This is a genomic window from Bradyrhizobium sp. SBR1B (assembly GCF_014198205.1).
Classification (GTDB): Bacteria; Pseudomonadota; Alphaproteobacteria; order Rhizobiales; family Xanthobacteraceae; genus Bradyrhizobium.
Genome location: NZ_JACIHC010000032.1, coordinates 1 through 19,369, shown reverse-complemented (window position 1 = coordinate 19,369; position 19,369 = coordinate 1). Strand labels below are relative to the sequence as shown.

The 19,369-nt window shown below is 64.7% G+C and carries 21 protein-coding genes; 8 read left to right on the top strand and 13 right to left on the bottom strand.

Annotation, left to right across the window (positions count from 1 at the left end; genetic code table 11):
* Positions 1-71: 71 nt before the first annotated feature.
* Positions 72-1,529, top strand: a complete 1,458-nt coding sequence (locus GGD61_RS37900; protein ID WP_092259692.1) for a sensor histidine kinase — start codon at positions 72-74, stop codon at positions 1,527-1,529.
* A 39-nt stretch (positions 1,530-1,568) separates the two neighbouring features.
* Here the strand turns inward: GGD61_RS37900 and GGD61_RS37895 are convergent, their stop codons facing one another.
* The 3 genes from GGD61_RS37895 to GGD61_RS37885 all read right to left on the bottom strand — a co-directional run bounded on the left by GGD61_RS37895 (position 1,569) and on the right by GGD61_RS37885 (position 4,515).
* Positions 1,569-2,033: a DoxX family protein gene (locus GGD61_RS37895; protein WP_092259694.1), complete on the bottom strand. Its 465-nt coding sequence runs from the start codon at positions 2,031-2,033 to the stop codon at positions 1,569-1,571.
* 87 nt (positions 2,034-2,120) lie between these two features.
* Positions 2,121-3,479: an MFS transporter gene (locus GGD61_RS37890; RefSeq protein ID WP_092259696.1), complete on the bottom strand. Its 1,359-nt coding sequence runs from the start codon at positions 3,477-3,479 to the stop codon at positions 2,121-2,123.
* The gene (locus tag GGD61_RS37885) at positions 3,448-4,515 is read right to left on the bottom strand and encodes an amidohydrolase family protein (RefSeq protein WP_092259698.1); all 1,068 of its coding nucleotides are present in this window, start codon (positions 4,513-4,515) and stop codon (positions 3,448-3,450) included. Before GGD61_RS37885 ends, GGD61_RS37890 begins: the two co-directional genes overlap by 32 nt.
* 177 nt (positions 4,516-4,692) lie before the next feature.
* On the opposite strand from GGD61_RS37885, the gene GGD61_RS37880 reads away from it, so the two are divergent.
* From GGD61_RS37880 to GGD61_RS37875, 3 genes are read left to right on the top strand one after another with little or no spacing between them, the layout of a single operon-like run.
* Complete coding sequence (locus GGD61_RS37880; RefSeq protein ID WP_177237259.1) at positions 4,693-5,247, top strand: MarR family winged helix-turn-helix transcriptional regulator; 555 nt, start codon at positions 4,693-4,695, stop codon at positions 5,245-5,247.
* Between the two features lie 18 nt (positions 5,248-5,265).
* Positions 5,266-5,553: an FAD-dependent oxidoreductase gene (locus tag GGD61_RS41340; RefSeq protein ID WP_283814585.1), complete on the top strand. Its 288-nt coding sequence runs from the start codon at positions 5,266-5,268 to the stop codon at positions 5,551-5,553.
* 22 nt (positions 5,554-5,575) lie between these two features.
* On the top strand, positions 5,576-6,484 hold the full coding sequence (locus GGD61_RS37875) for an FAD-dependent monooxygenase (protein WP_312012801.1): 909 nt from the start codon (positions 5,576-5,578) through the stop codon (positions 6,482-6,484).
* Between the two features lie 31 nt (positions 6,485-6,515).
* Here GGD61_RS37875 and GGD61_RS37870 read toward each other — a convergent pair whose 3' ends face one another.
* A complete protein-coding gene (locus tag GGD61_RS37870; RefSeq protein ID WP_092259704.1) occupies positions 6,516-7,247 on the bottom strand; it encodes a cytochrome c biogenesis CcdA family protein in 732 nt (243 codons plus the stop codon).
* 206 nt (positions 7,248-7,453) lie between these two features.
* Positions 7,454-7,720, bottom strand: coding sequence for a hypothetical protein (locus GGD61_RS37865; RefSeq protein ID WP_018322768.1), 267 nt, complete (start codon positions 7,718-7,720; stop codon positions 7,454-7,456).
* Positions 7,721-8,201: 481 nt separating this feature from the next.
* On the opposite strand from GGD61_RS37865, the gene GGD61_RS37860 reads away from it, so the two are divergent.
* The 4 genes from GGD61_RS37860 (at position 8,202) to GGD61_RS37845 (ending at position 11,137) form a co-directional block, all read left to right on the top strand.
* Positions 8,202-9,251: a LysR family transcriptional regulator gene (locus GGD61_RS37860; RefSeq protein ID WP_092259708.1), complete on the top strand. Its 1,050-nt coding sequence runs from the start codon at positions 8,202-8,204 to the stop codon at positions 9,249-9,251.
* A 29-nt stretch (positions 9,252-9,280) separates the two neighbouring features.
* Positions 9,281-9,652, top strand: coding sequence for a helix-turn-helix domain-containing protein (locus GGD61_RS37855; protein WP_020608151.1), 372 nt, complete (start codon positions 9,281-9,283; stop codon positions 9,650-9,652).
* A 272-nt stretch (positions 9,653-9,924) separates the two neighbouring features.
* Positions 9,925-10,746 carry an enoyl-CoA hydratase gene (locus tag GGD61_RS37850; RefSeq protein ID WP_092259965.1) on the top strand — a complete coding sequence of 274 codons (822 nt, stop codon included), beginning with the start codon at positions 9,925-9,927 and terminating at the stop codon, positions 10,744-10,746.
* 103 nt (positions 10,747-10,849) lie between these two features.
* Positions 10,850-11,137 (top strand): hypothetical protein, encoded by a 288-nt coding sequence (locus GGD61_RS37845; RefSeq protein WP_092259710.1) that lies wholly within the window; start codon positions 10,850-10,852, stop codon positions 11,135-11,137.
* Positions 11,138-11,203: 66 nt separating this feature from the next.
* On the opposite strand, the gene GGD61_RS37840 is transcribed toward GGD61_RS37845, so the two are convergent.
* The 8 genes from GGD61_RS37840 to GGD61_RS37805 all read right to left on the bottom strand — a co-directional run.
* Complete coding sequence (locus GGD61_RS37840; protein ID WP_092259712.1) at positions 11,204-12,283, bottom strand: isocitrate/isopropylmalate dehydrogenase family protein; 1,080 nt, start codon at positions 12,281-12,283, stop codon at positions 11,204-11,206.
* Positions 12,284-12,412: 129 nt separating this feature from the next.
* On the bottom strand, positions 12,413-13,480 hold the full coding sequence (locus GGD61_RS37835) for an alcohol dehydrogenase (protein WP_183232271.1): 1,068 nt from the start codon (positions 13,478-13,480) through the stop codon (positions 12,413-12,415).
* 75 nt (positions 13,481-13,555) lie between these two features.
* Positions 13,556-14,527, bottom strand: coding sequence for an ABC transporter ATP-binding protein (locus GGD61_RS37830; RefSeq protein WP_092259716.1), 972 nt, complete (start codon positions 14,525-14,527; stop codon positions 13,556-13,558).
* The gene (locus tag GGD61_RS37825) at positions 14,524-15,516 is read right to left on the bottom strand and encodes an ABC transporter ATP-binding protein (RefSeq protein ID WP_092259719.1); all 993 of its coding nucleotides are present in this window, start codon (positions 15,514-15,516) and stop codon (positions 14,524-14,526) included. The genes GGD61_RS37830 and GGD61_RS37825 overlap by 4 nt, the downstream gene beginning before the upstream one ends.
* Complete coding sequence (locus GGD61_RS37820) at positions 15,513-16,385, bottom strand: ABC transporter permease (RefSeq protein ID WP_092259721.1); 873 nt, start codon at positions 16,383-16,385, stop codon at positions 15,513-15,515. Before GGD61_RS37820 ends, GGD61_RS37825 begins: the two co-directional genes overlap by 4 nt.
* Complete coding sequence (locus tag GGD61_RS37815; protein WP_092259722.1) at positions 16,372-17,322, bottom strand: ABC transporter permease; 951 nt, start codon at positions 17,320-17,322, stop codon at positions 16,372-16,374. Before GGD61_RS37815 ends, GGD61_RS37820 begins: the two co-directional genes overlap by 14 nt.
* Before the next feature lie 7 nt (positions 17,323-17,329).
* A complete protein-coding gene (locus GGD61_RS37810; protein ID WP_092259724.1) occupies positions 17,330-18,874 on the bottom strand; it encodes an ABC transporter substrate-binding protein in 1,545 nt (514 codons plus the stop codon).
* A 131-nt stretch (positions 18,875-19,005) separates the two neighbouring features.
* Positions 19,006-19,369, bottom strand: a 364-nt coding sequence (locus GGD61_RS37805) for a CoA transferase (protein ID WP_246786162.1), incomplete at its 5' end; no start/stop codon positions are given.

The following is a 19,369-nucleotide window of genomic DNA, read 5'->3' as shown; positions in this document are numbered from 1 at the left end:
CGGAACCGGGACGCCCGCGTTTGTCAAAGCTCACCCTGCCGGTCCGGCTCGCTCTTCTGGTGACAGGAACGATGTTGCCGCTGATCGTCTTTGCGGTTGGCATTGTATTCTACAATTACAAACAGGATCGAAGCGACGCGACCCGCCGGGTGCTGGAGAACGTGCGTAGCATGCGCCTCGTGCTCGACTCCGAGGTGCAGCGGATGACCGGCGGCTTGCAAGTCCTTGCACTGACGAATTCGCTGCGTAACGACGACTTCCAGAACTTCCGCCGCATCGCGCTCGGCTTCGTCGACCAATATGGCAAGGGCGGGTTGGTGCTGATCTCCGATCGCAAGGGCCGGTTGCTGTTCTCCTCCGCAACGGAAGACACCGCAAGCCTGCCGCCACGCGGCCATCTCGAGATCATCGAAAAGGTATTTGCGACCAGGTCGCCGCAATATTCCGACCTGTTCACCGGCGCGATCAACGGGCGGCAGGTGCTCACCGTCGAGGTTCCGGTGTTCCGCGACGGCGAGGTGATCTACGACCTCTGCTTCAGCCCGCCGATCAGTATCTTTCAGGAGCTGGTGGAGAAGCAACGGCCCGACCCGCTCTGGACCGTGACTCTGCTCGACACCAAGGGCATCGTGTTTGCGCGCGCGCCGAACCCCAGCGAGACCTTTGGCAAGCGCGCCTCGCCCTCGCTTTATGCCGAGATGTTTCGCCGCAGCGAGGCATCGCTCCCGACGGTGTCACTCGACGGCGTCGCTCTGGCCGCGGCCTACACACGATCGCGGCTGACGGGCTGGACGATCGCCGCCGGCGTCGACGAAAGCTCGCTGATCGCGCCGCTCTGGCGCAACATCGCGATCACCAGCCTGATCGGCGGCATCCTGCTGCTGACCGGCCTGACCTTCGCGGTCAGGATGGCGACCACGATCGCGCGCGGCGAGATGCTGCACAATCTCCTGATCGATGAGCTCAACCATCGCGTCAAGAACACGCTTGCCTTGATGCAGGCGATCGCCGTGCAGACCTTCCGCAGCGCCAGCCGGGACGAGCGGATGAAATTCGAGGGACGGCTTGGCGCACTGGCCGAAGCGCATAATTTGCTGAGCCAGGAGAAATGGGCGGGCTCCGAGCTGCGGGAGGTGATCGCCCGCGCGCTTCAGCCGTTCCTGATGAACAGTCCCGACCGCATCCGCATGGCCGGACCCGCCGTACCGCTGTCGCCGCGGCTCGCCGTCGTGCTGTCGATGATCGTGCACGAGATCGCCACCAACGCCGCGAAATATGGCGCGCTGTCCAACGAGACCGGCCGGGTGACGCTGGATTGGGAGATCATCGCCGATGCCCCGAAACCGCGGCTGCGCCTGATCTGGACCGAGATCGGCGGACCGCCGGTGACCGCGCCGGTACAGCGCGGCTTCGGCTCGCGCCTGATCGAGCGCAGCGCACGCGACCAGCTCGGCGGCGAGGCCACCGTCGATTTCCTGCCGCGCGGCGTGGTCTGCACGGTGGTCTGTACGCTGGACGAGGCGCGGTGAGCGGGAGAGCAGAACTCCCGCGGCAAGCCTGGCAGACCATCACGAGAGCCGGGGAGCCCCCCTGGGATCGGCCTTCATGGCGGCCTGTACGGCATAAGCGCCGGGTCCATAGCAGGCGATGAGAGCAAGGGCGCCGAGCAGGCCGAGATTCTTCAGGAAGTTGATGGTCTGCATGACGACCGCGGCTTCCGGCACGGCCCAGAAATTGTGGAACATCAGCGTCGCGGCGACGGTGAACGGAATCAGAGCCATCGCCGCCTGGCGCGCGAACAGCCCAAGCAGCAGGGCCATGCCGCCTCCGAGCTCGACCGCAATCGCGCCCGCGGCGAGAACGGCCCCTAACCCATCCGCTCCTCCCGGAAGCCTGCCGGCGGTCACGGCAAATGCCAGCACCTTTCCGACGCCGCTGTAGAGAAACAGCGGCGCGATCGCGACGCGCGCGAACAGGAGCACCCAGGCATCGAACTGGCCTGCGGCGTCAGTGGAACGAGTGGATATCGGCATTCGGGATCTCCTTCCAGTTTTTAGTTTTCGTCGGGGAAAGCGGAGGGATGATCCACATCACCCCCATGGATGGATCAACGCGCCTCGTCACTCCGCGGCGGCGACATCGGCCGTCGGCAGGCGCGTTGCAGCGGCAAGACCAAGCGATCCGATCGCCAGCGCGCCGACGATCGACGCTCCGCCGATCGCCCAGAACACGGCATCCGGACCGCCGGTGGCTTGCTGGAGGAGACCGATGACATAGGGGCCGAGGATCGCTCCGACACGGCCGATGCCGAGCTCCATCCCGACGCCGCTGGCGCGGAAGCAGGTTTCGTACGAGCCGGCGGTGAAATTGTTGAGGACGTGCTGCGCGCCGATGATGCAGAAGCCGGCAATTGCGACGATGGCGAGATTGACGCCGTGGCCGCTGACGAAGACGAGCGCCAGCACCGCGATCCCGCCGCTCAGCCACCATGTCGCCAGATAGCGCGGCGTCAGCGTAAAATTGCGGTCGGCCAGCATGGCCAGCGTGAGACCGCCGATGAAGGACATCGCCTGCATCAGGGCCCCGAAGCCGAACGAGGCGGCAAAGGTCTCGCCGCGCTTCAGCATCACCGTCGGAATCCAGCTGGTGAGACCGAAGATCGCGAACAGGCTGAGGAACGCCGTGACCCAGATGGTCAGCGAGACGCGGCGATAGCGCGGACCGAGCAAGGCACCGATCGTGCTCTGCGGCGTCCCGCCGCCGGCCGCGGCGAATGTCGCAGTCTGGTAGACGGACGCCCGCTCCGGCCGCAATCGCGCAAGCAGCGCGCGCAGCTCCGGGACCCGCGACCTCGAGGCCAGAAATTGCGGGCTTTCGGGCAGGACGGCGTGCGCCACGAAGGTCAGCGGGATCGACAACGCGCCAACATAATAGAGGATCTGCCAGCCGTGTTGCGGCGTCAGGAAAACGCCGACGAGACCGGCGCAGACGCCGCCGAGCGACCAGCCCAGCGTCACGCCCCAGAGCGAGAACGTGTTGCTGACACGCTTCGGCGCAAGCTCGTTGATGAAGGTCGTGCCGAGCGGCAACAGCACGCCGAGGCCGAGCCCGGTGACGAAGCGGAGGGCGCAGTAGCTCCAAAAATCGTTCGCCAGCACGGCAGTCAGCAGCGTGAAGACGTTGACGATCCACAAGCCCGCGAGCAGCGTGCCGCGCCGGCCGAAGCGATCCGCCACGCTACCGTGTCCGATTGCGCCGAACAGGAATCCGACGAGACCCGAGCTTACCAAAAACCCCGCCTGGCTTGGTGCGAGCCCCCAGGGCTGGACCACGTAATGGATGACATAGGCCGGATTGAAGGTGTCATAGCCGTCGAACAGCGTGATGAGCGTGATGAGAATGCCGAGCAGCTTGTGGAACGGGCCGATCGGAGCGGCGGACAATTCCTCATGCACGTCGATTTCGGACGAGATGCTCACGGGGTTCCTCCATGGAAATTGATGAATTGCTCTGCTCTGCGGCAGATTGAATTGAGGCCTTGCCGAGCCCGAACAGGGCGCACGCGTTGTCGCGGCCGATCTTGATGCGGTCGCCTTCGGAGATGGCAGCCGTGTCAAACCAGTCGGCGGCGTGGCCGATGTTCTCGAATGGCCAGTCGGCGGAGAAGAGGATGCGGTCGGCGCCGATTTCGAGCATCGCGTCGATCAGCGCCTGGGTGCGGAAATTGCCCGACGTGGTGATGTAGAAATTTTCCCTGAAGTAGTCGGCGATCTTGCGCCGTGCGGGATAGACGTTCTGCGCCCGCATCCACTTGTTGTGGTTATCGACGCGCCACATCGAATAGGGCAACCCCTCCCCCATGTGGCCGAGGATGATCTGGAGCCGCGGGTGCGCGTCGAACAGGCCGGATCCCATCAGGCGCAACGCATGCACCGCGGTCTCCTGCCCGAACGCCCAGGTTGGGCCGAGCAGCCAGCGATGCCCCTCGTAGATGGCCGCGTCCTTCGGCAACGGATTGCGCGGATGCAGGTAGAAGGGAACGCCGAGACGCTCGACCTCCGACCAGAACGGCCAGAACTCCTTGCGATCGTAATAGATGGCCTGATCGACACCGGCGAGCTCGCTGAAACCGTTGACGAGCGCGCCGCGAAAGCGAAGCGCGCTGACGCAGCGATCGAGTTCGCTTGCCGCCGCCTCGGGATCCTGCATCGGCAGCGCCGCGAGGCCGCGGAAGCGGTCAGGCCGTCTTGCGACCTGCTCCGCCAGAAAGTCGTTAGCGCGGCGCGACAGGTCCAGCGCCCGGTTGCGGTCGGGAATGGCCTGCACGGCGGGCGCGTTCAGCGACAGCAGCATCATCTCGATGCCGTGGGCGTCCATCTCCGCGAGCCGGCGATCGTGGATGTCGAGCAGCCGGGCCTTCAGCTCGACCCAGTCCTCGGTCGGCGCGAAGCCCGCGCTGTCCTGGACGGTCTCGTCCATCGCGAAATGCTCCTCGAGCGCAATCTTTCCCTGCATGGCGTCGTTCCTTCGGCTCCGCTTTCGGCGTTGACAAAGCAAAGCGCCTGATCCAGATACTTGTCAATGAGAAAGTTGTATTTGCAAATGATTGATATGCAAATATTGCACATGCGAAGGTTGACGCTTATTCCGGGCGTAGCTCTCCCGCCAGGACCCAAGCCCGGACCTAAACTCATGTACCGATTTTCGAATTCGCTTCCCTATCTGCTCGCCCGGCTGGGCGTGCGCATGGGCGACCTCTTCGCGCGCGTGATCCGTCACGAGAAGTTGACGCTTCCGATGTACCGCGTGCTGGCCGCTCTATCCGAGCAGGGTCACCCGCTGCGTCTCGGCGAAATCGCCGAGCTGACATCGGCCGACGTGTCTACCTTGTCGCGCATCGTCGCGGAGATGAGCCGTGCGGGCCTGTTGACGCGCGACCGTCCCGAAAACGACCAGCGCAGCCTCCAGGTCGTCCTGACGCCCAAGGGCACCGAGTTGGCGGGAAGGCTGATGCCGCTCGCCGCCTATTATGAAGAAGTCGTCACCGGCAGCATGTCCGCCAAGGAAGCGGCGGAGCTCAAGCGCGTGCTGGTCGAGCTCTACAAGAACATCGACCGGCTCGAGCAGGAAGTCGAAGCCGGATCGATCAAGGTCCCGCCGCCCGCGCGGCCGAAAGAAATCCGCGACGAGCGGCCCGAGGCGAAAGCCAGGACGAGCCAGCCGCGCGGCAGGACATCTAGAAAATAGGGAAACCAAGGAGAGGCCATGCGACAGGATCCCATCATCATTGCAGGCGGCGGCATCGGCGGGCTCGCAGCCGCGATCGCGCTGGCGCAGAAGGGTTTCCAGGTCACGGTCCTCGAGCGCGCGTCGCGCTACCAGGAGATTGGCGCCGGCATTCAGCTCGGTCCCAACGCATTTCACGCCTTCGATCGTCTCGGGCTCGGCGATGCCGCGCGCGCGATTGCCGTCTTCATCGACAAGCTCCGCCTGATGGACGCGATCTCGGCGGAGGGAGATCACCCATGTCGATCTCGCCAGCTATTTCCGTAGGCGCTTCGGCAATCCCTACGCGGTGGTCCATCGTGGCGACCTGCACGGCATCTTCGTCCGCGCCTGCGAGGCGCATCCCAATGTCACGCTGCGAACCGACTGCGACGTAGTCGCCTATGAGCAGAACGGCACAGAGGCCTCGGCAGCGCTCAAGTCCAGCGAGCGCGTCACCGGGTGTCTGCTGATCGGCGCGGACGGGCTTCGCTCCCGCATTCGCCAGCAGATGGTCGGCGACGGCGCGCCGCGCATTGCCGGCCACACCACCTATCGCTCGGTCATCCCGACCGAACAGATGCCCGAGGATCTGCGCTGGAACGCGGCGACGCTGTGGGCCGGCGCGAAGTGCCACCTCGTGCACTACCCGCTTTCGGGCTGGAAGGTGTTCAACCTCGCGATCACCTGCCACAACGACCCCGCCGAGGCCTTCGCGGCGAGGCCCGTGACCCACGAAGAAGTCCTCGCAGGTTTTCCGGATGTGCATCCGCGCGCAAAGGCGATCATTCATCACGGAAGGGACTGGAAGGCGTGGGTGACCTGCGACCGCGATCCCACCGAACGCTGGATCGACGGCCGCGTCGTTCTGCTGGGCGATGCCGCGCATCCGATGCTGCAATATTTCGCGCAAGGCGCCTGCATGGCGCTGGAGGACGCGGTTTGTCTCGCTGATGCGCTCGACGAGACGCAGGACGACATCGCGCATGCGCTCGATCGCTACAGGAATGCCCGCCTGCTGCGCACCGCGCGCGTCCAGCTCCAGGCCCGGGAGCTCGGCACTCACGTCTATCACCCGGCCGGCGTCCATGCGCTGCTGCGCAATCAGCTGATGCGCGAGACCAGCCTGGAGCGCTTCTGCGAGAATCTCGCCTGGCTCTATGAGGACCCGTTCTCCGAGCGGCCGTCAGATGCGGCACGGCGAGTCGCGCAGTCCTGAGCCGATGTGGCTTACCCGGCCGGGCTTGGCTCTATCCGAACGTCTGCAGCGCCGGGAACGTCTCCAGCAGCCAGATGCTCACATTCGAGACCGCGCCGGTGAGAAAGCCGATGCCGGTGATCACCATCAGGACGCCCATGGCGCGCTCGACATTGACGAGATGGCCCTTCATGCGCGCGAACAGCGCGGAGAACTGCTCGATCATCAGCGCGGCGATCAGGAAGGGAATGCCGAGACCGGCCGAATAGACCGCAAGCAGGCCCGCGCCCTTCGCCACCGTGGCCTCAGCGGCGGCGATCGACAGGATCGCGGCGAGGATCGGGCCGATGCAGGGCGTCCAGCCGAAGGCGAAGGCGAGCCCCATGATATAGGCGCCCCAGAGGCCGACCGGTTTGGGGATCGGCAGCCGTCCCTCGCGCATCAACAGGCCGATGCGCGTCAGTCCGAGGAAGTGCAGGCCCATGATGATGATGACGATGCCGGCGAGGATCGACAGCTCCGCCGACCAGGCACGGATCAGCCCGCCGATCAGCGAGGCGCTGGCGCCGAGGGCGACGAACACCGTGGAGAAGCCGAGCACGAACAGGAGCGCCGACATCATGATCGCGCGCTTGGAGGCCGAGCCCGGCTCGTCGCTCTCGACATGCTCGATCGTGGCGCCCGTCAGGTAGATCAGATAGGGCGGGACCAGGGGCAGGACGCAGGGCGAGAGGAAGCTGACGAGGCCGGCAATCAGCGCCGCCGGGATCGAAACATTTTGCATGATGCCGTCTGAGCCATCTCAGGCACCGGTGCGGCGCGCCGGGAATGCGCGCGGCCAGGAGCCGAACCGGCTCTGGTGTAACCGATGCCGGAGAATGCGCAACAGAGGCGCACCAAACCAGGGCTCCTCCCGATGCCGCCTGCGATCACAGGTGCGGCATCGGGACGCGCACAAACCTCGCCAAAAAGCGAGATTCGGCGGCGTGGCTACTTCACCACGCGGAGCAGCGGACGCCGGGGCTGGTCCTGCGTCTGCTTGGAAGGGGACGGCGGCTCGCTCGCAGCGCTCCGCAACATTTCGTCGCACAGTGCCTTGAGTTCGGCACTGTCAATTCCTTTGAGTTTCATCCTGACGTCGAGGATGACAATCGACAGCAGCTCGGCCGACTCACGGCTGTCGCACGCGTTGAGAACCCTGCGGCACCCCTCGAGCGTTTCCAGCACCGACTGCAATTGTTCGTCTGAATGCGACACCGGCGTTCTTTCCGTTAATTCGGCCTGCGAGACGTGTTGGTGACGACCCCTTCGGCCCCCATGGAATACGGAGGATAGCACGAGGCCACAGCGCCTCTGAACCTGATTTCAGTGGGTTTCTGCCGCGGAACAGCGGTTCTGGCTATCTTCGCCGCGCTGCGCCGTTGGCCGCGATCGAAGCAGTCCGAGAGCAAACGCCCGGCCTGCTGTGATTGATCCATTGAAGGAGACGGCGCCGGCTTTCGCGCAAGCACATTCATTACGGACAGCGCCTGCAATCCCGCAGCCATTTCACGGCTCGCAACGGAACTCACGCCACACCCCTCATCCGGGCGATGGTCCGCCCGATTCCCAGCCTTGGCAGCATTCAGATACCACCCACGAGGTAGTAAGGATGACGTTCAAAACTCATCATCCCCCAACTCGCAGTAGTTGTGGTTTGCGCCAGATTCTGCCAGTTTAGCCACCCGAAGGAAATTGTATGCACTCCTTGGCGGAAAGGGGCGTTCCTGTGGCGGAACGCCCAAAAACAAATCTCAGCGGCCTCTCTGATTGGGATGCCGCCCGCATATTCCTTGAAGTCGTCCGATCCGGAAGTTTCCGATCGGCGGCCGAGCGCCTGTCGCTGTCGATCAACGCCGTGCGCCGGCGAATCGACGATTTCGAACGCCAGACCGGCACCACACTGTTCACGCGTGACGTCCACGGCACCCATCTGACCGATGAAGGCGCGCTGGTGGTCTCCGCCGTCGAGCGCATGGAGGCCGCCACCTTCGACGTGCTGCGCGCCAGCGATTCGATGGCCAACGCGCTGTCCGGCGAGGTGCGCGTCGCCGTCACCGAGGGGCTCGGCACGTTCTGGCTCGCCCCGCGCCTGGTTGAATTCCAGCAGGCCTATCCGAAGATCCTGGTCGACCTGCATTGCGCGATGCGCTCGGCCGACGTCTCGCGCCACGAGGCCGACGTCGCCATCCATCTGTCGCGTCCCTCCGCGCTCGACATCAAGCTGGTGCGGCTCGGCCGCATGCATCTGATGTTCTGGGCCTCCGAGAAATACATCGAGAAGCATGGCGCGCCGCGCACGGCGGCGGAATTGATCAAGCATCGCCTGGTGCTGCAATTCGCCGACCAGCTTGCCGCCAAGGAATCCTTCGAGAGCTTCTTCCCGGGCGTGTCGGAACGTGACCTTCTGGTCATGAAGACCAACGTCTCGAGCGCCAACTACTGGGCGGTCGCGAACGGCGCCGGCATCGGCGTCTTTCCGAGCTACGCCATTGCGCTTGGCGGGAAGTTGATTCCACTGGAGGTCGAGTTGAACCGACCGCTGGATATCTGGTTGTCCTACCATCCCGGTAGCGGCCGTATTCCGCGCGTGCGGCACATGATTGATTGGCTGATCGAAGCTTTCAGTCCGGCTCGCTTCCCGTGGTTTAAGGAAGAGTTCGTGCATCCGCATGAATTCAAGGACTCGTATATGGGCGAACCCCTGACCCAGCTCTTCGGGGGATTTTCAACCGAAGAACAAAGGTGAAAACGAAGATGAAAGCAGCGGCGAAAAGAATGAAGCAGCGCAGCGCTGGCAAGCCGGACATCGAGCTTGGCAAGCGGATTCGTCTGCGGCGCGTCGAGATGAAGATCTCGCAGGCCGAGCTCGGCGAGAAGCTTGGCGTCAGCTTCCAGCAGGTCCAGAAATACGAGAAGGGCGTCAATCGCGTCGGCGCGGCTCGTCTGCAGCAGATCGCTTCCGCCCTCGACGTGCCCGTGACCTTCTTCTACGACGGTGACAACAAGGCGCGCGAAGTCGAGAGCCTGCTGTTCCTCGATTCGGCCTTCAGCCTCCGCTTGCTGCGCGCCTACAGCAAGATCAAGGACCAGACCGTGCAGCGTCAGCTGGTCTCGCTGATGGAATCGATCGCGGCGAACGAGAGCTGAGACCGGTCGGCGGTCTGGCCTTTACGGCCGATCTTCAATCCGCCGCGTCGCGGGGACGCGGCCGGATTGAACGATCATATTCCGGCTCGCGCGCTTGCGCGCGGCCTTTGCGGGGCGGCACGACCGCCCCTTTTCTTTGCACGCGCGACACTCGGGACGACGCGCCATGCAATCCCGGTACAGGCGGATGCAGACTCGCCCACCCTGCCGCGGTTGACCCCGGAAGCGCCACCGCAGCACATTGCCCCTCGCACATGACGAGCGAGCGCGCGATGTCCGACATATTCAGCACGACCGGTATCCCCTACGCGGGCGGCAAGATTTTCCAGCACACCACCGACGGCGTCGGCGTGATCACCTTCAACAATCCCGACAAGCGCAACGCGATGTCGCTGGAGATGTGGGAGGGATTTGGCGAGGCGCTGACCGCCTTGCGCGACGACGAGACGGTGCGCGTCGTGGTCCTGCGCGGAGCCGGCGGTAAGGCCTTCGTCTCCGGCGCCGACATCAGCCAGTTCGAGAAGACCCGGCACAACGCGGCGGCCTCTGAGGAATATGCCAGGCGCAGCGCCGCCCAGCGCGCACTGCTCGCAGACTATCCCAAGCCGACGATTGCCTGCATCGAGGGTTTTTGCCTCGGCGGCGGCATGCAGGTCGCGATGCTCGCCGACATCCGCATCGCCGCGCACGGCAGCCAGTTCGGCATTCCCGCGGCCAAGCTCGGCATCGCCTATGGCTTTGACGGCCTCCGCCACCTGGTGTCGCTGGTCGGCCCGTCCTGGGCGCGGCTCCTGATGTACACGGGCATGCGCATCGATTCCGCCGAAGCGCTGCGCATTGGCCTTATCGAGCGCGTGTTCCCGGTCGACGAGCTCTGGGGCGAGACCATGACGATTGCCGAGACGATCTCGCAGAACGCCCCGCTCGCGATCAAGGCCGCCAAGATCACCATCGCACAGGTGCTGAAGGATGAGAGCCAGCGCGACATGGACGCGATCAAGGCGATCGGCAACGCCTGCATGGATTCCCGGGATTTTCGCGAGGGCCGGCAGGCCTTCATGGAAAAGCGCAAACCGCAGTTCCAGGGGCGTTGAAGCTGAACCGACGTTCAGGAAGATTAAATTCCTCGTGCAACTCCGGGCGGTTGCAACCAGTTGATCTGACGAAAGTTCTCCCGTCACAACGAGGGAGATCGCGATGACACTGAAATCTGCTGTTCTTGCTCTGGTTGCCATCGGCGGTGTGACGCTCGCGTCGGGCGAGGCGCTCGCGGCCATGCCGAATGGCATCCCGCAGGCGGACAGGATTGCAAGCGGTCCGGCCGCTGACGTCGATCAGGTGCGCTGGGTATGCAACCCCTGGGGCCGCTGTTTCTGGCGTCCGAACTATTACGGCGCCTACGGCTATTACGGCGGCCCGCGACGCTTCTACGGCCCGCGTCCGTGGGGCTGGGGCCATCGCCACCATCATTGGCGCCGCTGGTGAACGACAAAGGGGCCGCGAGGCCCCTTTTTCTTTTGTGATGAACTGGCGCCGCGACTCGGCTGCTTCTCAGAGCGCCCCTAGCACCGCCTTCGTGATATCGGCGGTGCCGTTGTTGCCGCCGAACTCCATCGGCTTGATGCCGCCGGCATAGATCTGATCCACTGCACGCTCGATTGTCTCGCCGGCTTCCGCCGCGCTCTCGACGCCGTGCTTGTCGGCGAGCCAGTCCAGCATCATCGCCGCCGACAGGATCATGCCGGTGGGATTGGCCTTGCCCTGCCCCATGATGTCGGGCGCGGTGCCGTGGCAGGGCTGGAACACGGCGTATTTGTCGCCGATGTCGGCCGACGGCGCCATGCCGAGGCCGCCGATCAAGCTCGCGGTGATGTCGGAGACGATGTCGCCGAACATGTTCTCCATCACCATCACGTCGAAATCCCAGGGACGCTTCACCAGCATCGCCGAGCAGGCGTCGACATAGAGCCGGTCGGTCTTCACCTCGGGATGCTTCTTGGCGATCTCGTCGAAAATGCCGCGAAAGAACGCGAACGCCTTGAACACGTTCGCCTTGTCGACGCAGGCAAGCGCGCCGGGCTTGCCGCGCGCCTTGCGCCGCTCGGCGAGGCGGAACGAGAAGTCGAACAGGCGCTCTGATGTCCTGCGCGTGATCACCATGGTCTCGCGCGCGTCCTCATGGGTGACGACACCCTTGCCCATCGAGGCGAACAGGCCTTCGGTGGATTCGCGGATCACGACGAGATCGATGCCGCGCGCATCAGCGCCGATGATCGGGCTCGGCACGCCCGGAATGAGGCGCGCCGGCCGCACGCCGGCATAGAGATCGAAGATGAAGCGCAGCTCGATCTGCGGCGCGATCTCGGTATTGTCGGGGTAGCGCACCGACGGCAGGCCGCAGGCGCCGAGCAGGATTGCGTCCGCCTCCTCGCACAGCTTGATGGTCGAGTCAGGCATCGACTTGCCGGTGGCACGATAATTGTTGGCGCCGGCGGGTGCCTCGGTGAAGCGAAAGCGCAAATCCGATTTCTGCTCGATCTTGCGCAGCACCTCGAGGGCCGGCGCCATGACTTCGGGACCGATGCCGTCACCGGCGAGCACGGCAATGTGGAAGGCGTTGTTTGCGGACATTTAGGGCCTCAAGGAAAGGAGCTAGCCAAGTCGTCACTGCGAGCGAAGCGAAGCAATCCAGAAATCCATCCGCAGAGGCAGTCTGGATTGCTTCGTCGCTTCGCTCAATGACGGAGGAGAGAGTGTTCACTACGGCGTCAGCACTGTGCGCCCGACCACCGCGCCCTGCTGCAATTGCACCAGCGCGTCGTTGGCCTTGGCGAGCGGTGCCGTCGTCACCGGGATCGGCGGCACCTTCTTGGTGCGGACGAGATCGAGCAATTCCTGCGTCTCGCGCAGGTTTCCGACATAGCTGCCCTGAATCGTCACTGCCTTGATCGGAATCAGGGGCAGCGCCCAGGTCGCCCCGCCGCCGAACAGGCCAACGATCACGAGCTTGCCGCCCTTGGTCAGGCAGTCGAATCCAAGCTGCGTCGTCGCGGCATTGCCGACGAGGTCGATCACGGCGCGGATCGGCCCGCCCGCCTTCTTGGCAAGCTGCTCCAGCGCATCCGGCGCCTTGGGGTCGACGGTGGCGAGCGCGCCGGCCTTCTCCGCCGCCTCGCGCTTCCTGGCATCGATATCGACCATGATCGCGCCCTTGCCGCCCATCGCCTTCAGCAGCGACAGCGCCATCAGGCCAAGCCCGCCCGCGCCGAACATCACGATCGGGGTGTCGAAATGCTGCTCGACCTTCTTGAGCGCGCTGTAGGTGGTGACGCCCGAGCAGGCATAGGGCGCGGTCGTCGCCGGGTCGAGCCCTCTCAGATTGAGCAGGTAGCGCGGATGCGGCACCAGCATGTGATCGGAATAGCCGCCGTCGCAATAGACGCCGAGCGAGCGCGGCGTCAGGCACATGTTCTCGTCACCGGCCAGGCACGTCGCGCATTTGCCGCAGCCGATCCAGGGATAGACCAGGCCGACTTCGCCGAGCTTGAGGTCGCCCTGGTCGGTCGGTTTCACGTCGGGGCCGAAGGCCAGGATTTCGCCGACCGTCTCGTGACCCATGGTCAGCGGCAGGTTGATGCCGCGGTCCTTCAGCGACAGCGGCTTGCGGCCGTGGCCGAGATCGTAGCCGCCCTCCCAGATGTGGAGGTCGCTGTGGCAGACGCCGGCGGCCTTCACCTTGATCAGCACCTGCGTGCCCGACGGCTGCGGCGTCGCCTCGTCGAACTCCTGCAGCGGCGCCTTGAAATCGGCAACCTTGAAACTCTTCATCGGCGTCCTCCCGCATTCTTCTTGTCGCCGCGCCACCATGCCATGGCCGGCAAGGCGAGACAAACCGGTCTTAGTTCAGGCCAGCGGATGATGGCAAGCCGCGAACTGGCCGGGTGCGATTTCGCGCAACTCCGGTATCTCAGCGCTGCATCGCTGGTCGGCCCGCGGGCAACGGGTTCGGAAGCGGCAGCCGGACGGCGGCGCAATCGGCGATGGTGGCTCACCCGCTGCCACACTCCCGGCGGGACGCATATCCGGATCGGGCACCGGGATCGCCTGCAACAAGAGCCCGGTATAGGGATGCGCCGGATTTGCAAACAATTGCTCCGACGGACCGACCTCGCAGAGCCGGCCGAGATACATCACCGCAACGCGGTCGCTGACCGCTTTGACCACCGCGAGATCATGCGCGATGAACAACAGCGTCAGGCCGAAGCGCGCTTTCATCTCCTCCAGCAAATTGAGGATTTGCGCACGGATGGAGACGTCCAGCGCCGAGACCGGCTCGTCGCAGACAATGAACTCGGGGTTGAGCACCAGCGATCGCGCGATACAGATGCGCTGGCACTGCCCGCCGGAGAACTCATGCGGCAGGCGGCCCGCGACGAGATCAGGATCGAGCCCGACCGCAGAGAGCACCTCGTAAACCCTACGCTTGCGCTCGGCGGCATCCCTGACGCCGGCGATGATCAGCGGTTCGGCCACGATGTCGCCGATGCGACGGCGCGGATTGAGCGAGGCGATCGGATCCTGGAAAATCAGTTGCACGCGGCGTCGCATCTTGCGCAGCGCCTCGCCCTCCATCGCGGTCAGGTCCTCGCCGTCGAACAGCACCCGGCCGGATTTGGCGCGACGCAATTGCAGCACGGCGCGCCCCAGCGTCGACTTGCCGCAGCCGGATTCTCCGACCAGCCCGAGCGTCTCGCCGCGCGCGACCTGGAGGCTGACGCCGGAGACGGCGTGCACCGTCTTGTTGCCGAGGCCATATTCGACCACGAGATTGTCGACGTTCAGCAGCGGCTCGACGCGCGCGGCAAGCTGCATCATGCGCCGATTCCTTCCGCCATCTGGATCGGGTGGAAGCAGGCATAGAGATGATCGGGCCTCTCAGCGCTCTTCAGGTCGGGCTTGGCCTCATGACAGCGGCTAGCGGCATAGCGGCAGCGCGGCGCAAAGGAGCAGCCCTTGAGCGGTCGTGTCGGATCGGGCGGACGTCCGGAGATCGCCGGCAGCGGCGTATGCGGCGCGGCATCCAGCTTCGGGATCGCCGCCAGCAGCGCTTCGGTGTAGGGCATGTGCATACGCTTGAACAAGGCTTGCGTCGGCGCGCGCTCCACCACCCTGCCCGCATACATCACGGCGACCTCGTCGGCGCGGCCCGCGACAACGCCGAGATCGTGGGTGATGATGATCATCGCCATGTGGCGGCGGCGCTGCTCGCGCGCGAGCAGATCGAGGATCTGCGCCTGGATGGTGACGTCGAGCGCCGTGGTCGGCTCGTCCGCAATCAAGAGCTTCGGCTCGCAGGACAGCGCGATCGCAATCGCAATGCGCTGGCGCATGCCGCCGGAACATTGATGCGGATATTGCGCGAGCCGCTGCTCCGGCGCCGGAATACCGACAGCCGCCAGCAGCTCGATGCTGCGCTTCCGCGCCGCGGAGACGTCAAGCTCGAGATGCTCCTGGATCGTCTCCATCAGCTGCGTGCCGATGGTCAGCACCGGGTTGAGCGAGGTCATGGGGTCCTGGAACACGACTGCCAGATCGCGCCCGCGCAAGCGACGCAAGCGTTCCGCATCGAGTCGCACCAGGTCCTGGCCGTCGAACATCACGCGTCCCGTGAGCCTTGCTTTTTTCGGCAGCAGTTGAAGCACCGCGCGCGACAGCATGGTCTTGCCGCAGCCGGACTCGCCGACGATGCCGAGCGTGCGGCCCGCCTCCAGCGACAGGTCGACATGATCCACGGCGCGCAGATTACCGCGCGGCGTCGGTAGCTCGACTGCAACGTCCTCGATGGTCAGCAGCGCAGCGCTCACAGCGCCCCCTGACGCGGGTCGGTCAGTGCCCGCAAGGTGTCGCCGACCAGATTGAAGGCCAGCACGGTGAGGAACAATCCGGCCGCGGGCAGGAACGCAAGCCGCGGCGCGACGTCGAGGCTGTCGCGCCCCTCGCCGATCATGCTGCCCCAGCTCGCCATCGGCGGTGGCACGCCGAGACCGAGGAAGGACAGCGCCCCCTCGACCACGATGGTGACGGCGACGCCGAGCAGGAAGAAGGCAAGCAGCGGCAGGATCACGTTCGGCAACAGCTCGCGCAGCAGGATGCGCGCATGGCTGGCACCTAGCGCCTCGGCCGCGATCACGAATTCGCGGCGAGCCAAGCTCAGCGTCGCCGCGCGCGCCACGCGCATAAACGCGGGAATGCCGAGCACACCGAGAATCAAGGTGAGGTTGGGGACGGACTGGCCGAGATAGGCGGTCACCGCGAGCGCGAAGATCAGCGGCGGAAAAGCGAGCAGCACGTCCATGCTGCCCACCACCAATGTCTCGAACCGGCCGCGGAAATAGCCGGCGAGCAGGCCGAGCGCGCCGCCGAGCGTAAGGCCGATCATCGGCGCGATCAGCCCGACAGTCAGCGACACCCGCGCCCCGAAAATCAGGCGGGAGAGTTCGTCGCGGCCGAGCCCATCGGTGCCGAGCCAGTGCTCGGAAGAGAACGCCGCACGGCGCTCCAGCATGTCCATATCTACAGGGTTCTGCAGCGGCAGCACCGGCGCGAGGATCGCGAGCGTCAGGATGATCGCGAGCCAGGCACTCGCGATCCAGAACAACAGGCCGAGCCTGCGCTTGCGGCCGACCGGCACGGGCACCGCCTCGTCCTGCATCGAGAGCTCAAGCGTGGCCATGGCGGATCCTGGGGTCGAGCACGGCGTAGAGCATGTCGACGATGAAATTCACGATGACGAAGCCGCAGGCGACCAGCAGCACCACGCCCTGGAGGATGACGAGATCGCGGGTGTAGATCGCCCCGACTAGAAGCCGGCCGATGCCCGGTAGCGCGAAGATCGATTCCACGATCAGCGTGCCGCCGAGCAGGCGGCCGATATTGATGCCTGTGACCGTCACCAGCGTCAGCGACGAGGGCTTGAGCGCATGCACGAACAGGATACGCGCGGGCTTGAGACCCTTGGCCTTGGCGAGCGCGATATAATCCTCCTGCAGGGTCGCGATCATGTCGGAGCGTAGCACCCGCATGATTCCAGGCCATTCCGCCAGTGCCAGCGTCAGTGCCGGCAGCACGAAGAAGCGTAAATTCGCCAGCGGCGCTTCGGTGAACGGCACATAGCCCGTCGCCGGCAGCCAGTGCAGTTCGACCGCGAACAGATAGATCAAGAGGATCGCCACCAGGAAGGACGGCATCGACAGCATCGCAAACGCACTGCCGGTCATGACGCGGTCGAAGGCGCCGCCGGCGCGCGCGGCGCAGGCGATCGCGACGGGAACGCCGATCAAGAGGCCTATGAACTCAGCCATCAGCATCAATTGAAGTGAAACCGGAATGCGCTCGGCGACCGCCTGAAGCACCGTCTGCCCGGTACGGAACGAGCGGCCGAGATCGCCCTGCAAGACGTGACCGAGCCAGCTCAGGTAACGCCACCACAGCGGCTGGTCGAGCCCCATGTCCCGGCGTAGCGCCGCGACATTCTCCGGCGTCGCCTGATCGCCGAGGATGACGAGAGCGAGATCACCCGGCAGCAGCGAGGCGATCAGGAATGTCAGCAGCGAGACGGCGAGCAGCACCGGCAGCATGGCAAGCAGCCGCCGAACGACGAAGTTCAGCATCGCGCCATCATTCCAGCCAAGTCGTCGAAACGTCGATCACGCCATTGTAGATCTTTGGGAAGCCCTTCAGCTTAGCGCTCGATAGCGCGTAGTAAGTATTCTGGAAGGTCCAGAACCAGATTGCCTCCTTGTTGATCAGGCGGCTGATGGCGCAGTAATCCTCGGTGCGTTGCCCAAGGTCGGCGGTGACGCGCGCGTGGTCCAGCAGCTTGTCGAGCTCCGGGTTCGAGAAACCGGCCAGTGCCAGCGGGCTGCCGCTGCGAAAATTCGCGTACATCTGCGGGTCGGGATCGGCGAGATCGACGATGCGCCATGGCGTCATCTGGAACTGGCGTGTAAAGGCGCGCGAGGGAATGGTGGCCTGATCGACCTGCTCGATCTCCATGTTGGCGCCGACGCGCTTCCAGAATTGCTGGAGCACCTGGCCGATCATGCGGCCGCGCGGCGTCGCGGTCACCAGCATCTTGAACTCGACCGGCTTGCCGTACTCCTTGATCAGCGCCTTGGCCTTCTCGACGTCGAACGGCAGCGCGCCGTCGTCCTTGCATTTGACCCAGGAGCCATCGCCATAGGGATTGGTCGCGGGCCGGCTCAGGCCGTTGCTGATCGCCTGCGACATTTTCGGGCGGTCGAGCGCCATCACCAGCGCCTGACGCACGCGGACATCGTCGAACGGCGCGACCTTGGTGTTGAAGGCGTAGACCTGGGCGCCCGAGCCCTTGTAGGTGTGCACCGTGAGCTTGGAGTCCTTCTGCGCCCTCATGATGTTGTCGGCGTCGTTCTCGTCGTCCCAGATGATGTCGGCCTCGCCCGATTGCAGCGAGGCGAAGCGCGACTGTGCATCGGGCAGCGGCTTCAGGATGATGCGATCGAGATAGGGCCGGCCCTTGTCCCAGTAATTGGGATTCTTCTCCAGCACCATGCGGTCGCCTGCGGTCCACGATTTCAGGATGTAGGGACCAGTGCCGACGGGATTGCGATTGTAGTCGTCACCCTTGGTCTTCCACGCGGTCGGCGAATGAATGACGTTGTTGGAGCTCTGGATTGTGATCACCGCCGGCCAGTTCACCGAGGGATCGGTCAGATTGAAGACAACGGTGGTTTCGTCCGACGCCAGCACCTCCTTGACGTTGGTGATGTAGAAGGCACAGCGGCACTTGTTGGCGGGGTCCTTCTGTCGGTCGAAATTCTCCTTGAAGGCCTGCGCATTGAACGGCGTGCCGTCGTGGAATGTCACGCCCTGGCGCAGCTTGAAGGTCCAGCTCTTGTAATCGTCGGAATGAGTCCAGGACATCGCAAGCTTTGGCGCGGCTTCGCCCTTGTCGTCGAGCGTGGTCAGCGTATCGAAGATCGCGGCGGCCGCGGTGAAGGTGGAGGTATCGTAGACACCGACCTTGAGCGGATCGAAGCCCGCAATCTCCAGCTCCTGGCCGACTGTGATGCTGCCGCCCGGCTTCTGTGCCTGCACCGGCCCGGCCAGCGGAAGGAGGGCAAATGCCGCAACAAGGAAAATCGGCGCGTGCTTGCGCGCTGCGGCAGCGATGTTCGTCATGGTTCCTCCCGGGATCCCTCGTCCGATGTTTCGGATCGTTGAATGACTGAGGACGAGATTGGCGACAAAAGCTCGCCACGGCAAGAGGAACGCGCGACAGATCACACGCCGCACGTGCGGCGTAATGGTGCTCAGCCTGTCGCGGCAGTTTTGCCTGTCGGAATTGATGCATCATCAGCGAGGCTGATCTCCTCGCGCAGCGCATCCGTATGCTCGCCGAGCACGGCCATCGTCTTGGCCGGCGTGATATCGGCACCCGACATCCGGAATGGCAGGTTGAGCACCTGAAAGGAGCCGCCCTCGTCCCGCACCTCGGAGAGCGCCTGCCGGTGCGCGAGCTGCGGATCGGCCAGCGCCTCGGACACGGTGCGATAGGCCGACGCCGGCACGCCGGCAGCCCCTAGCAGGCTGTTGAAAAAGGCACTCGCCGTCGACCGGTGACCGTGATTCATTGGCTCCGACGAGATTCGGAGATGGTGCGTGCGCGGCGGGGAC

Excerpts from the sequence above, each read along its gene's own strand:
- GGD61_RS37840 (WP_092259712.1), bottom strand. The coding sequence starts at position 12,283 with ATGTCCGCAAACAACGCCTTCCACATTGCCGTGCTCGCCGGTGACGGC.
- GGD61_RS41340 (WP_283814585.1), top strand. The coding sequence starts at position 5,266 with ATGCGACAGGATCCCATCATCATTGCAGGCGGCGGCATCGGCGGGCTC.
- GGD61_RS37835 (WP_183232271.1), bottom strand. The coding sequence starts at position 13,480 with ATGAAGAGTTTCAAGGTTGCCGATTTCAAGGCGCCGCTGCAGGAGTTC.
- GGD61_RS37860 (WP_092259708.1), top strand. The coding sequence starts at position 8,202 with ATGCACTCCTTGGCGGAAAGGGGCGTTCCTGTGGCGGAACGCCCAAAA.
- GGD61_RS37830 (WP_092259716.1), bottom strand. The coding sequence starts at position 14,527 with ATGATGCAGCTTGCCGCGCGCGTCGAGCCGCTGCTGAACGTCGACAAT.
- GGD61_RS37845 (WP_092259710.1), top strand. The coding sequence starts at position 10,850 with ATGACACTGAAATCTGCTGTTCTTGCTCTGGTTGCCATCGGCGGTGTG.
- GGD61_RS37895 (WP_092259694.1), bottom strand. The coding sequence starts at position 2,033 with ATGCCGATATCCACTCGTTCCACTGACGCCGCAGGCCAGTTCGATGCC.
- GGD61_RS37810 (WP_092259724.1), bottom strand. The coding sequence starts at position 18,874 with ATGACGAACATCGCTGCCGCAGCGCGCAAGCACGCGCCGATTTTCCTT.
- GGD61_RS37820 (WP_092259721.1), bottom strand. The coding sequence starts at position 16,385 with ATGGCCACGCTTGAGCTCTCGATGCAGGACGAGGCGGTGCCCGTGCCG.
- GGD61_RS37880 (WP_177237259.1), top strand. The coding sequence starts at position 4,693 with ATGTACCGATTTTCGAATTCGCTTCCCTATCTGCTCGCCCGGCTGGGC.
- GGD61_RS37885 (WP_092259698.1), bottom strand. The coding sequence starts at position 4,515 with ATGCAGGGAAAGATTGCGCTCGAGGAGCATTTCGCGATGGACGAGACC.
- GGD61_RS37870 (WP_092259704.1), bottom strand. The coding sequence starts at position 7,247 with ATGCAAAATGTTTCGATCCCGGCGGCGCTGATTGCCGGCCTCGTCAGC.
- GGD61_RS37855 (WP_020608151.1), top strand. The coding sequence starts at position 9,281 with ATGAAGCAGCGCAGCGCTGGCAAGCCGGACATCGAGCTTGGCAAGCGG.
- GGD61_RS37815 (WP_092259722.1), bottom strand. The coding sequence starts at position 17,322 with ATGCTGAACTTCGTCGTTCGGCGGCTGCTTGCCATGCTGCCGGTGCTG.
- GGD61_RS37900 (WP_092259692.1), top strand. The coding sequence starts at position 72 with ATGTTGCCGCTGATCGTCTTTGCGGTTGGCATTGTATTCTACAATTAC.
- GGD61_RS37850 (WP_092259965.1), top strand. The coding sequence starts at position 9,925 with ATGTCCGACATATTCAGCACGACCGGTATCCCCTACGCGGGCGGCAAG.